We start from the raw sequence: 13090 nt of genomic DNA, 5'->3' as shown, positions 1-13090 counted from the left end.
CACTTGATCTCTGCACACCATAAGAGCTCGTAACGCGATCATGATCCGGCCTTCTTGAGCCGTCGCCAGCAGATGAGGCTGCAGCCCAACGAGACGAAGGCGTCGTGGAGTTCGAGGCGTCGCTCCCAGCGCGCGGCCAGGCGTTTGAACTGGTGGAGCAGGGCGAAGGTCTGCTCCACGACGTAGCGGAGCTTGCCCAGACCTTTAATGTTCGGGGCGCCCTTGCGGGAGATCGCCGGCAGGATCCGGCGGCGCCGCAGTTCACGGCGCACGGCCTTCGAGTCGTACGCCTTGTCACCGAGGACGGACTCGGGGCGCCGCCGAGGTCGGCCGGGCCGTCCGGCGGCGGGCGGGATGCCGTCGACGAGGTTGAGGGTCTGGGTGATGTCGTTGACGTTGGCGGCGGTCGTGATGACGTGCAGCGGGGTACCCTTGCCGTCGCAGATCAAGTGGTGTTTGCTGCCTGTCTTCCGGCGGTCGACCGGCGACGGGCCGGTCGCGGCTCCCCCTTTTTCGCGCGGATGTGGGAGCCGTCCACGCACGCGCGGGTCCAGTCGAGTTCGCCGGCCGCGTTCAGTTCGGCGAGCAGGGTGCGGTGCAGTTGCTCGAAGACGCCGGCCTGCTGCCAGCGGTCCAGGCGTCGCCAGCATGTCTCTCCGGAGCCGAACCCCAGCTCCAGGGGCAGGAGTTGCCAGGCGATGTCCTGGTGCAGGACGTACAGGATGCCCTGCAGGCACAGCCGGTCGTCCACCGGCTTCGGCCCCGGTGACCGCTCGGGCCAGGGCGGCAGCAGCGGTTCGATCAGCGCCCACAAGTCGTCATCCACGATCCACGGCCGAGTCGTCACACCAACCCGAACGGTCAGATCGTCACAACAGTCACGCCCGACCAGGACACGTCAGCAAGATCCTGTTACGAGCTCTCAGTTCGCTCCCGCGCCCTGCAGGTTCACGCCAGCGCCGACGGCCGCGCAGTGACGGCCGTACTCCCCCTGATCGGCATGGCCCGGAAGGCTGTCAGCCGGGGCCGATCGGGTGCCCCGGCTGGGCCGTTGGCCTACATGGGGCCGTTTCCGGGGGGTTATCGGCGTCCGCCGAGGCGGTCATCGTGGATGTGGCCGGCGACGGCGGCGAGCTGGTCGGGGTCGGCGAGTTCCGTCAATCCGTGGACCGCGGCGTCCATGCGGTCAGGGCTGTCCATGCCGACGACCCAGGTGACCATCTGGTCCTCCAGGGCTACGTGCGCCCCAACGTGGTGGACCAGGCCCTGCTCGTACAGCTGGGCGATCGGAGAGGACGTTGTAGAGGACGACCGCGGATTCCTTGTCGGGATCGAGGCACCGATGTCGACGGGGCGTGCCAGCGGCGGCCGTGTGAGAGGGGGCCGAAACCAGGGGATTTGTCCAGGTTTCCACGCCGGACGCTGCCTGCCGGCGCGTTCCCATTCGTTCCCATGCCAGCTCAAAAAGCCCCTCGGAGATCACTTCCGAGGGGCCTTTCTGATGCATCATGCCTGGTCAGGCACGGTGCCCCCGGCAGGATTCGAACCTGCGACACCCGCTTTAGGAGTGGGATCGAATCCTTGCCGAGGGGTGCTCGACGCTGTTGTCTGGCGCTGTTTCTCCTGGTCAGCGTCACGGCCGCTGAGTGCTCGATCCTGCTTGTGACGGCCCGTGCCGGACGGTCCGCTCACGCATCGCGCACGCACGAAGCCCGCATCCTGAGGAAAAGCCGCAGCACGCGGTCAGGCCGGACCATTCAGAGGGGGAGGCCGGGTCGGCAGCGGGGGAGGAGGACGCGGAGCAGACAGGGCGTTGCGGGAGCGCCTGATGCGGTTGGTGAGAAGCCTGGAGGGCTCGGTGGATCCTCGAGGCACGGACCTCTGCATGGCATCAGGGCAAAAGTCGGCGCCGATTGTCTCTCCACCTCCTCGTGGCCCCTGCTGTGGGCGCCATGCGGCAGGTGCGGCGAGGCTAGGCTCACGCCGACAATCATGACCGCAGGAAAGGGTCGCTGCTCATGCCTGACATCAACGGGCCGCAGGATGTTGTGATGCCGTGGAGGGTCTCGGCCGCAGACCTGCCCGCGATGGTCCTCGACGCTCCTGCAAGTGATCGCGTCTTCCTGCTTCCTGACTCAAGCGTCGACGGCGTGGCTGTGTACCGGGACGACGTGGCTGGGATGGTCAAGACGCTGCGGCACCGTGGCGTGGATATCGACTTCGCCGTTGCCCGGGAGGATCGGCGCTACCTCAGCGAGTACAGTGCCGCCGCTGTGGTGACCACGATGTGCGTGGCCGTTGTCACCACTCTCACTACCGATCTGGTCAAGAGCATCGCCCTGGCCGCTTGGCAGCGGGCGCGTTCCTCACTCGGCGCCGACTGTCCTCCAGAGCAGGTCGACGAGGCTCGGGTGATGGTCAAGGTCGCGGAAATTGTGCGCACCGACAGGGAGACGGTCATCCGTGGCCTGGAGGTCACCAGCCAGCTTGCAGACATTGAAAGCCTCATCCAGGCGGCCGTCTCTGACCCTGCTACCGCGGAACTGCCTCCTGCGGACTCGGACGCGGCCGGGCCGGAGGGCACCATCGAATGAGGTTCTCCGGCGTTGTCATCCGCACCGGCGTGCCCCTTCCTCCAGCTGCGGGCCCCGTGCGTGAGGCCATGATGCACCAGGACGGCGTGGAGGCACTGCGGCAGTCCATGCGCCTGTATGGGCAGTGCTGCCGCAGCATCTCTCTCACCTGGGGACTGCCTTTCCAGCACCTGCCGTCGTGGCAGACCACGTCCGACGCCGTCCACCGCCGCGGACTTCACACGATGGAGGCGCAACGAGACTTCCTTGTCCGCGTCTGGTCGCAGGCCCGGCGCCGGCTGCGGGACGGCATTCGCGAGCGCACCCGCCCATCCCCGCTGCTGACGAGCTCGCTCAGCCTTCGCCGTGGAGGATGGGACCACTCGCAGTACACGCTCATGGCGAACCGTCTTCCTCTGCCGCCCGGCGCACTGCATCATGCCGGTCCCTGGCATGACTTGGAAACAGAGGCACGCAACGCGCTCGCACGCGCGGTCGACGCTTACAACTTCCTCGAAGACACCGGCCTCCGCGAACTCGCCCACCACCACGCCCATCACGTCGCAGCCCTGGTAGGTGGACTGTTCGGGTGCGACATCGAGTACTCGGACAACACCTACTGGGATGTCTGCCCCCTCTCACTCATGCACTACAGGTGGGGTATGTCTGCTGGGTTTACCTCTATTCGGTGCTGTTCCCTGTGCGGACAGGACATCGATGCGTGCGAGCACCTGCTCGACACCCGTTACCCCGTCACCGTGCGGCGCGCTGGCGAGGGAACGTGCAACGCCTGCGGGTACCACAGCTGCTCTCACACCGACGGGGAGAACGTTGTGGCTTATCCGCGGCCGGTCATCTCCGACGGGCAACTGCATGAAGTGAGCCTGGTCTCCCGGCCGAGAGACCCCCTGGCCCGCTTCGCCAAATTCGAGATCGATCCGCAGATTCTCATCCAGGGTCTGGGAGAACACCCGGCGGGCCGAGATCTCCGCTGCTATCGGTGCCTTCACCCGTGTGGCGGGTTCACCACGCTGCCCAACCGGGCCAAGCAATCCGGAAATCCGCCGGACCAGGCGCTCGACGGCCTCGCCCGGACAGCGTGAGGAGCGGGGATCGACGGCTGTCGGGGGTGCACCCGGCGGCCCTGACAGAGGTGGGTGCCGGCTGACTGAGCTGTGCCGGTTGTTGCTGGCCCCGGGACGCGGACCCTCGGTATCAACGTCTCTCGGTGACGGGGTGAAAACTCAGCCGCCGCCGAGAAAGTCGCTTCTTCATCCCCATACGCCCCAATGGGAGAGATTCGTCTGGTGTCGTCCCTCCAGACGCCGTTGCAGTGCGCCGCTATGCTTCACCCATTTCGTCCACTGCCTTCACGGCCTCTTCATCAGTGAGGGAGCTGCGCTGTATGACCCGCCAAGGCTGGCTGCCTACGGACCGCGCTCGGCTGGAGAGGCTGCTCGCCTCATGGCGGGACTCACTTATCGACCTGAGCCTTCGTAACCGGCTGCTCAACTACCAGCGCCGCTCCTCGTCGGCGGGCATGGATTTGGTCGAGCCCGGGTTGTCCAGCGTGCTGGAAGTGCTTTCCCGTGGCTGTGCCTTCGCTGCTGTGCGCGGCGAGGCATCCGATGACGAGAACCATGCGTCGGGCGGGTCGGTGCCGCTGGGCAAAGTGGTCCCGGCCAGTTCCGCCACTGGCGCCAGGTCGATCGACACTCCCGCATCCCGGGCAGGAGTCGGCAGCAACCGCCCCACTGTGAAGATCACCACGTCCAAGGCCACGCAGGCTGAACAGGACCGGCATTTGCGTCGCCTGGCCCTGGTCGCGCGGGAGAAGTACAACGACTACGGCTTGTGGGTGCTCCATCTCGGTGTGGGTTTTCTCGACTGGACGCCGGCCCCATCTGCTGAGAAGAGCTTCAGTTCGCCGTTGGTGATGGTGCCGGTCGTACTGGAACGGCGACGCGGGGGCTCGTACGTACTGAAGGTCAACGCAGATGAGGAGCCGACCCTCAACCCCGCCCTCGCCATCAAAATGAGCGAGTTGGGCGTTGACTGGCCACGTGTCGAGCAGGTGGAACACCGTGACATTCCAGCCCTGATCGCGCAGGTCCGGCGTGCGGTGGCGGGCATGCGCGGCTGGAAAGTCACCAATCGGATAGTGCTGGACACGTTCAACTCAAGCAAGGAGGTCATGTATCGGGACCTCCTCGACAACGCAGACCGGGTGCAGGCCAGCGCCCTTGTGCGCGCCATTGGGCTCGGCGCGGACTCTGGCCTCTCGCCGGGGACCTTCGCCTTCGAACCGGCCGACACCGATCGCATCGACGAGATCCAGCCGCCCGAAAAGGCCCCGCTTGTCCTTGACGCGGACTCTTCCCAGCGGCAGTGCATTGCTGCTGCCATCGAGGGCCGCAGTTTCGTGATGGACGGGCCGCCCGGCACCGGCAAGAGCCAGACGATCACCAACATGATCGCGGGCCTGCTGGAACAGGGCCGTACCGTGCTGTTCGTCAGCGAGAAGGCGGCTGCCCTGGACGTGGTCCGTAACCGTTTGAGCAATGTCGGTCTCGATGACTACGTCTTGGCGTTGCACAGCAACAGCACGGGCCGGAAGCAGGTGGCACAGGAACTCGGCCGGGCGTTGCAGCCGCCTCCTCGGCGCACTTCGTCGGGCGGTGCCCGGGCGGACCTCCAGCGAGCTCGCCAACTGCGCCAGGAACTCTCCGGGTACGCAGCGGCGATGAACGAGACCCAACCCGGACTCGGTATGAGCCTGCACGAAGTCCTCGGCAGGATCTCACTGCTGGACAGCTCTCATCCATTGCCCGCGGACCGGGCCTTCGACGCGGAGGCGCTCACGGCCGAGGGACTCGACCAGGCGAGGGTGGCAGCCCGACAGGTCAGCAGATCGTGGCGCCCGGCCTTGGAAGGCACGGCATTCTCCTGGTACGGGATGACGGACGCCGGTAACCCGCTGCAGACGCTCGATCGCGCCACTGAAGCCCTCAGCGACCTCGATACGAGACTGCTGCCGCACACGGCTCTCCTTGGTGAACTCGATTGGCAGGGAGTTCGTGACACCGGCAGGCTGACCGCGCTGCTGCACGTCGCGGGCGCACGGCCGACACTGCCGCATCCCTGGCTGACCGCCGATCACCACGGCCTGACCACAGCGGTGACGGACTTCCGACGCCGTCTCGACGAGGTCATCGAAGCCGAACGGTCGGCGCGACAGACACTCGGCACGGCATGGGAGCGGTTGCCGACCGAGGCGGATCCCACGCCGAGTGCGGAGGAGACCGCTCTGTCGGCTGTGCGGCCTCCGGCCATCGACATCAGTGGGCTCACTGCTGACGGCGCGCGTGAACTCGGCGACCGTCTTGAGGCAGACGCCGCGGCCCTCGACGAGGCGGTCCAGTCGCTGGCGGCCGTTGCCGCGATGTACGGCCTGCCCGCCCCCGAGTCCTGCGATGACGCCTTGCGTTTGGGTCACCTCGCCGTTCTTGCAGGACGCCCCGACGACGCGAAACCGCTGCCCACATGGCTCACCCGTGAGGGAGCGGCCGACGCCAGGACTGCCGCGCAGGTCCTGCGTGAAGCGGTGAGGCGGCTGCGCGAGACTCGGAGGAAGGCCGAAGAGGTCTTCACGGACCGGGTGCTGCAGGAAGATTCCCTTGAAGAAGTCACGCACCGGTTTGCCACCGTGCACCGTTCCATTACCGGGAGGCTGTCCGCAGCGTGCCGCGCCGACCGGCGGTTGATCAGGCCGCTTCTCCCTGACGGCGGTAAATGCACCAAGGCAGTTGTGGCCGCGCTTCCGGCCGCGGTGGCTTGGCAGCAGGCGGCACGGACGCTGAATACCGAGGCCGACCGCCACGCGTCTGCCCTCGGTACGCACTGGCGGGGCGAGGACACCGACTTCGATGGCGTGGACTCCCTGATCGCGCTGGCCGACGACACCCTCAGGCTCGTTCCCCGAGTGCTGAACCCGGACGCACTGGCGCGCGAGGTGGCTTCCGGAGGGGCCCCGCATCCGGCCGCGAGTAGCACCGCAGAACGGGCAGCCGCCCGGTTGACTGAGTGGCGGGATTCCCTGGTGCTTCCACCAGCGCCCGGACCGTCGTACGAATTGGAACCGGGAAGCCTCAGAGCCGCTGCGCAATGGAGCCGCGCGCATGTTGTACCTCTGCGAGCGGCCGAGCAACTGATACGGATCGTGGAGGAGACCGCCGTCGCGAGCGGAGCAGTCGGGGCACCGGGCACCTGGACTCTCTCCGCAGCACGCGCCAGTGTGCATGCCGTACAGGCAGCGCGTGCTGCCGCGATGGAGTTCGAGTCCAGGGCGGACGGCGACCGGGAACTGCTCGGGGACCTCTACACGGGCCGGAGCACGAGTGTGTCCGACCTGACTGCCGCTCTCGGTTGGATCAGCACACTGCGCGAGGCATGCGGGCTTCAGAGCACGGCGTCGCTGAGCGCGTCCGCCGCCGAGATCCTCTATCACGCGGAAGCCGACACCGAGTTGGAAGCCGCCGCAGGCACATGGAGGCTGGCCACAGAGGCATTGGTGGACCTGTTCCGTCCGGAGCGTACGGAGCAGCTCCGTGAAGCGTTCTCCCGTGGCCAGGAAGCGGCCTTGAAGGTGCTCGCGGTCCTGGACGGTGATCGGGGCGGCCCTGACGAGTGGCGTGCCTACGACAGAGGCCGTAGGGCCCTCGACGACCTGAGCCTGGGCGATCTGGTGGACCGGGCGGTGCGCCGAGGGGTTGCTCCGGCCGATTTCCCGGCGCTGGTCGAACGTGCGGCCCTCCGAGCATGGGCGGATTTCCAGCTGTCCGGTGACCCACGGCTGGGAACCACCCGATCCGCGGATCGCGACGACCTGGTGGCGGGGTTCCGCGAACTAGACGCGAAACTTGCCGACCAAGCCCGTGCGCGTGTCATCCAGACCTGTGACGCCCGCCGCTCGCGTACCTCGGACGCTTCGGGTGCGGCATTGCTCAGACGAGAGGGCGAGAAGAAGACCCGGCACAAGCCAGTACGAGAGCTGCTGGAGTCAGCCCGGGAGACGGTGCGGCTGATCAAGCCGTGCTTCATGATGAGTCCGCTCACCGTCAGCCGGTTCCTGCCGCCCGACCTCGTCTTCGATGTGGTCATCTTCGACGAGGCGTCGCAGGTGCTGCCGCAGGACGCCATCAACTGTGTTTACCGTGGTCGGGCGCTGATCGTGGCGGGTGACCAGAAGCAGCTCCCGCCCACCGCATTCTTCTCCTCCACCGGTGACGATGAGGAGGACACCGAGGACGAGGAGCTACCCGAGAAGTTCGATTCCGTGCTGGACCTGTGCAAGGCGAGCGGACTGCTGCCCAGTTTGTCGCTGCGCTGGCACTATCGCAGCCGTCATGAGGACCTGATTGCCTTCAGCAACCGGGAGTTCTACGACGAGTCGATGACCACCTTCCCGGGGGCTCACGCCGAGGGGCCGGATGTCGGCGTCGCCTTCTATCGTGCCAGGGAAGGCGTTTACCGTTCCGGGACGGCTGCTCAGAACAACCCCGGTGAGGCTGCGGAGGTGGCCTGCCGGGTGATCCACCACTTCAGTACGCGCAAAGGCAGATCGCTGGGTGTGGTGGCCCTGTCCCAATCACAGGCTGTCGCGATCCAAGACGCGGTGGACGCGGCACGCCGGGATCGGCCCGACCTCGACGAGTGTTTCTCCGAGGACCGGCTGAACGGGTTCTTCGTCAAGAATCTGGAGAGCGTGCAAGGCGACGAACGGGACATCATGATCCTGTCCGTCGGGTACGGCCCTGACGCCCACGGCAAGATTTCGAGGAACTTCGGCCCCATGAACAAGGCGGATGGCTGGCGCCGGCTGAACGTCGCCGTCACCCGCGCACGCTACCGCGTGGAGGTCGTGGCCTCGTTCGACCCCGATGAGGTGCCAGTGGGTAACACCGGCAAGAGCTTTCGGCACCTCCACCGCTACCTGCAGTACGCCCAGAGAGGTCCGTCTGTCCTCTCCAATGAAGCGGCGGACCCGGACGCCCAGCCAGAGAGCCCGTTTGAGGTATCTGTACTGGCGGTGCTGCGAGGCTGGGGCTACGACGTACAGCCTCAGGTCGGCGTCGCGGGCTACCGCATTGACCTGGGCGTCCAGCATCCACGCTGGCCAGGGCGGTACGCGCTGGGCGTGGAGTGCGATGGCGCCATGTACCACTCCTCGAAGGCAGCACGTGACCGTGACCGGCTGCGCGAAGGAGTGCTGCGGGGACTTAACTGGGAGCTGCACCGGATTTGGAGCACTGACTGGTACCGCGACCGGTCTGGTGCAGAAGCCCGGCTGCGCGCCGCCGTCGAACGTGCGGTGGCCCTCCCCGTTGGTACGAGGCCCGGTGCAACCGGCGTGGCCGAGAGTGACACGGCGGAACCGGAAGCGTCGTCACGAGCCCTCGCGCGGAGCGGACCTGCCCAACGATCGCCCGCGGGCCACGGTGCTGGAACCCGGACTGCCCCGGCTTCCACTCCGAAAGCGGGGCAGCGCAGAACAGTGCCGACTCCGCGGCATCGGGAGACCTCTTCTGCCGTCACCTACCCGGTGACGGCGTTGGCCAAGGCATCCCGGGAGCGTGTCGAGAACGAGCTGTCCCAGATACGCGAGTACTTGCGGCAACCGGAGCCCCTTGATACCGCCACCGATTACCGGGTGCGCGCAGACAACCGGCGCAAATGGGAAAAGCGGCGTGAACAGCTGGAGGAGCGCGCCACTTTCCTGGAGAGCTTCCTCGGGGCAACCTCTGTCATTCCTCGCACAACCGGGAGAGCGATGGTCGCTCCAGGTCGCGTGGTCGGCCTGAGCTTCGACGGCTCTGTGGATGTCGAGGAGTACGAGATCACTTCTCAGAGCCCGGTCACGGAGGACGGCCAGACGCTCAGTCCGTTCACGCCACTCGCAGCTGCCCTGCTGTGGCGCGGGACCGGCCTGGTGGAATATGAGGACGGCTCAGGGAAGCGCCGCACCGCTCACATTCGGCATGTCCGCGACTGAACGGAACCGTGCCGTCATCGGCCAGAGCCAAACGCAGAGGAGCGATCTGGCCCCACGGCCGGATGGAGATGTGGGGCCGGTCAGTGGCTGGCTCGGATCATGACTGTGAGTACCGGCGAGGCCGGTGACGGCTGGCTCTGCCCGATGCCCTCGTACCCCCACGACTGGTAGAGCGCGTGGACCTTTCCGTCGCCGGCGGCCGGGTTGACCATGAGCGTGACGTACGGCTCGTCGCGGGTGGCGAGGAGGGCGTCGTGGATGCGGCGGGCGGTGCCGGTTTTCCGCCAGGTCGGCCGGACGCCGATCTCCTTCAGGGCCACGGCCGGACGCTCGGTGTACTTCTCGGCCGGCGTCGGGCTGGTGCGCTGCCAGTAGCGGTCGCCGTGCTCGATGGTGTTGCCGTAGGCGTAGCCGACTGGTTGGCCGTCCGCGTACGCGAGGACGGCCGTGAAGCCCGGCTCGGTGCCGTGCCGGTCCAGGCGCTCGCCGAACGCGGTGACGGCGTAGTTCGGCAGGTGGAGGAGTGGGGCGCGTACGTCGGCGTACACGTCGAGGAGGTCGCCGCGGGCGGTGTCGAGAGTCGTGAACGTGCGCAGTTCGATGGCGGGCGCCGTGGTCATGCGGCCATCCTCCAGGTGGCGGCGTGCTCGGTCCAGGTCTGCACGCTGGAGCTGCCCGGCGCGGTGGCGCGCAGTGCGGCCCCGAACTCCTGCAGCATGCGCGTCACCCGGGCGTGCTGGGTGGCAGCCTCGGCCGGGACCTTCATCGCGGTGACTGTGGCGGCTTCGGGAGCGCCCTGGGCGAGTTGCGCGTGGGCGAGCCGGGTCGTGGTGATGGCCCGGGAACGGATCATGTGGGGCCGGAGGGCGGACAGGCAGCGGTGGGCGTGGTACTCGGCGGTCGAGTAGTCGCCGAGCGCCAAGTGTGCGGAGAGGGCCAGGGAGTCCAGTTCGGCCTGGTCGTAGAAGGCGAGCATCCACACCGGCCGGTAGTCGGCGGGGTCGGCGCGCAGCATGGCGTCCTGCGCCTGCTCGAAGGCCCGGCGGGTGCCGGTGCGGTCCTGTGCCGCGCCGTGGATGGCGCCCTGGCGGGCCATGCCGAGGGAGGCGAACAGGGGGTCACGGCGGGTGAGGTGCAGGTTGCGGGCGACGTCGTTGGCAGCGAACGCGTCCGCCGGTCGGCCCATGTGGCGGTACATGGTGCCCGCGTGGCTCCAGATGCGGAACTTGATTGCCTGGTCGCCGGACATCTCGGCGAGGGCCTGGGCCTCGCGCATGTGTGTCTTGGCGATGTCGTAGCGCCGGCCGTCGATGGCGGCCCACATCGCGGAGGAGCGGAAGGCGGCTGCGGAGGCGTAGAGGTTGCTGCGTACGCGCTGGGTGGCACTGCCGGCGTTCTGGAGGTTGAGTGCCTCGTCGGCGAGGGCGGCGGCCCGCTGTTCGATGCCGAGTTGTCCGCCGTGGCGGTGGTCGCTGGCGATGATCTCGGCGAAGCGCTTGTTGAGGCGATTGACGTCGCTCATGCCGATACGGCGCGGCGATGCGGTGCCGGGTGCGGCTGCTGCGGCGGCAGCCGCCGCGATGCTGCCGACGAGGGTACGGCGCTTCATGTCGGGGTCCTCCTGCTGCGGTGGAGCCGGGATGGACGAAGGCCGACCCCGTGGCACGAACCCTAAAGCGACGGCGGGTAGTCCGGTGACGTCCTCAAGTGCCTTGCGGGCGGCCGCCTTTGGCCACGTAACCCTGCCCGCCTTCCACGCCCGCACCGACGAGCCGTCGAGTCCTCCAGGGCGCCCGGTCAACCGTTCAATGGCCCTGTTCACGGCCTCGGCGAGGCTGTTGGAGCTGTAGCCGTGTTCGGTCATCCACGCCTCAAGAACGGTGTTGCGGGTGGTGTCCATGCGGGCACGGTAGCCCGCGCGATCCTCACCCGCCAGGTAAAGGAGAGGTCAAAACGCCCTAGGTCGGTCCGTCGACTGAGCACCTGAACGTCCTAACCAACCTGCTGTGAAAGGGAGTTGTCTGGGTGCTGGTCGCCCGCCGCGCCCCACCGTGCGGGCGGCTGTTGACGGCCCGGCCCGCCCCTGAGGTTCCCCCGCGGGGGCGGGCCGGGCGCCGAGACGACACGAAGGCTCCACCCCAATGACGAGTCTGAGAACACCAGTTGCGGCACTCTCTGTCGGCCACCCGACGTACAGCCAGACCTTCCCGTGCAAGCCGTCCACGGCCGAGATCGGCCGCGACCTCGTCCGAGACGTCCTCGGTGTGTGGCACCTCGACGGCCTCGCCGACCGAGCCGCGCTGATCGTTACGGAGCTGATCGCGAACGCCTCCAGGCACACTCAGTGTCCCGAGATCCGCCTCACGGTTGGGCGGCCGAGCACGACGCGACTGCGCGTCGGGGTCGTGGACCGGGAACCATCGCGTCAGCCCATACTCAGCCAGGCGGCTGACGACGACGAGTCGGGGCGCGGGCTCCTCCTCGCCGATGCTGTCGCCGACCGGTGGGGCTACGACCTGCACGGCTCGGGCAGACGCCCTTGGGGCAAAGAGGTCTGGGCGGAACTCCGTACCGAGGGCGGCAAGTGAGCATCCCGGCCACGGCACCCCCGCCCCTTCCGGATCTCGCCCGACTCCGGCCCCGCCAGCAGATGGCCATGGACTGCGCCCTCTGCGCCCGACCGCTGGGAGCGAGCGGTCGACGGCTGGGCGAGATACGCCACCGGGGCCTGCCGTTCCAGCTCTGGGCCTGCGCTCGCAACTGCCAGGCCGCCAGATCGACCATCCCGACCAGCTGAGAAGGGTGACGTCCTTCCATGGAGTGGCCGTGGATCACCGGTGATTGCTGGCTCGGCTGCGGCCGTACCGGAGTCCTGGTGATCTGGCTCGGCCCAGTGCAGTGAGATGGGCAGCACGCCCCCTTCTACGCGTGCGAGCCGTGCCTCGATCGCCTCAAGGCCCAGGCGCTCGCCTACTTCATGGAACGGCGACCGGCATCCGCTTGATCAGACTCCCGGCACACGACTTCCCGGCGTGAGGGAGGCAGCCCGCGAGGACTTCCTACGCGGAGCACGTCCCCTCGTGCCGGGCGGCCAGGAGCCGTCCGGGGAGCAGCCGTCTGGCAACGCTCCCGTGACGGTACCTGGTGGGCGCTCCAGCCCAGTAACACCAACGATTAAGAGGAGTTGAAGCATGACGCGCAGCACCGTAGTTCCCAGCCGCACCGAAGTACGCCCGCAGATCCCCGGGGTGTCGGACGGCTTCGACCTGGACGTCTCCCTCGTCGAGATCGCCGACCCGGCCGGCCTGGTCAACCTGACCGACGACAACTGCGGGTCCACCTGCGGCGCCTGCACCACCAACGTCGCCTGACCCAGCCCCCAGATCACCCCGGTCTGGTGCCGCCGCGTCTCCGCGCGGCGGCACCAGCCGCCCGTCCCCTCACCTACGGAGGTACTTGGTGGTTG

9 protein-coding genes are annotated in these 13090 nt (G+C 67.7%); 5 read left to right on the top strand and 4 right to left on the bottom strand.

Features of this window, described 5'->3' with window-relative positions:
* Positions 1 to 38: 38 nt before the first annotated feature.
* Both OG289_RS22035 and OG289_RS22030 read right to left on the bottom strand, forming a co-directional pair.
* Positions 39 to 829 (bottom strand): IS5 family transposase gene (locus tag OG289_RS22035; RefSeq protein WP_442819093.1). Its coding sequence is split into 2 segments (ribosomal slippage): positions 39 to 514 and positions 514 to 829, totalling 792 coding nucleotides; the frame shifts between segments, so codons are not numbered across the junction.
* A gap of 251 nt (positions 830 to 1080) precedes the next feature.
* A complete protein-coding gene (locus tag OG289_RS22030) occupies positions 1081 to 1221 on the bottom strand; it encodes a hypothetical protein (RefSeq protein WP_327315752.1) in 141 nt (46 codons plus the stop codon).
* Between the two features lie 797 nt (positions 1222 to 2018).
* Between OG289_RS22030 and OG289_RS22025 the strand changes: the two genes are divergently transcribed.
* The 3 genes from OG289_RS22025 to OG289_RS22015 all read left to right on the top strand — a co-directional run bounded on the left by OG289_RS22025 (position 2019) and on the right by OG289_RS22015 (position 9624).
* A complete protein-coding gene (locus OG289_RS22025; protein WP_327315751.1) occupies positions 2019 to 2594 on the top strand; it encodes a hypothetical protein in 576 nt (191 codons plus the stop codon).
* A 68-nt stretch (positions 2595 to 2662) separates the two neighbouring features.
* Positions 2663 to 3676 carry a hypothetical protein gene (locus OG289_RS22020; RefSeq protein ID WP_327315750.1) on the top strand — a complete coding sequence of 338 codons (1014 nt, stop codon included), beginning with the start codon at positions 2663 to 2665 and terminating at the stop codon, positions 3674 to 3676.
* Between the two features lie 302 nt (positions 3677 to 3978).
* Positions 3979 to 9624, top strand: a complete 5646-nt coding sequence (locus OG289_RS22015; RefSeq protein WP_327315749.1) for a DUF4011 domain-containing protein — start codon at positions 3979 to 3981, stop codon at positions 9622 to 9624.
* Positions 9625 to 9704: 80 nt separating this feature from the next.
* Here the strand turns inward: OG289_RS22015 and OG289_RS22010 are convergent, their stop codons facing one another.
* Positions 9705 to 10244 (bottom strand): GNAT family N-acetyltransferase, encoded by a 540-nt coding sequence (locus tag OG289_RS22010; protein ID WP_327315748.1) that lies wholly within the window; start codon positions 10242 to 10244, stop codon positions 9705 to 9707.
* Complete coding sequence (locus OG289_RS22005; protein WP_327315747.1) at positions 10241 to 11524, bottom strand: XRE family transcriptional regulator; 1284 nt, start codon at positions 11522 to 11524, stop codon at positions 10241 to 10243. Before OG289_RS22005 ends, OG289_RS22010 begins: the two co-directional genes overlap by 4 nt.
* Before the next feature lie 241 nt (positions 11525 to 11765).
* On the opposite strand from OG289_RS22005, the gene OG289_RS22000 reads away from it, so the two are divergent.
* On the top strand, positions 11766 to 12212 hold the full coding sequence (locus OG289_RS22000; RefSeq protein WP_327315746.1) for an ATP-binding protein: 447 nt from the start codon (positions 11766 to 11768) through the stop codon (positions 12210 to 12212).
* Positions 12213 to 12815: 603 nt separating this feature from the next.
* Positions 12816 to 12995, top strand: coding sequence for an FxLD family lanthipeptide (locus tag OG289_RS21995; protein WP_327315745.1), 180 nt, complete (start codon positions 12816 to 12818; stop codon positions 12993 to 12995).
* Positions 12996 to 13090: the final 95 nt, after the last annotated feature.

It is taken from the genome of Streptomyces sp. NBC_01235, from assembly GCF_035989285.1.
Classification (GTDB): Bacteria; Actinomycetota; Actinomycetes; order Streptomycetales; family Streptomycetaceae; genus Streptomyces.
Note: the sequence above shows the minus strand (reverse complement) of the source record. Positions and strands in the feature narration are given on the sequence as shown.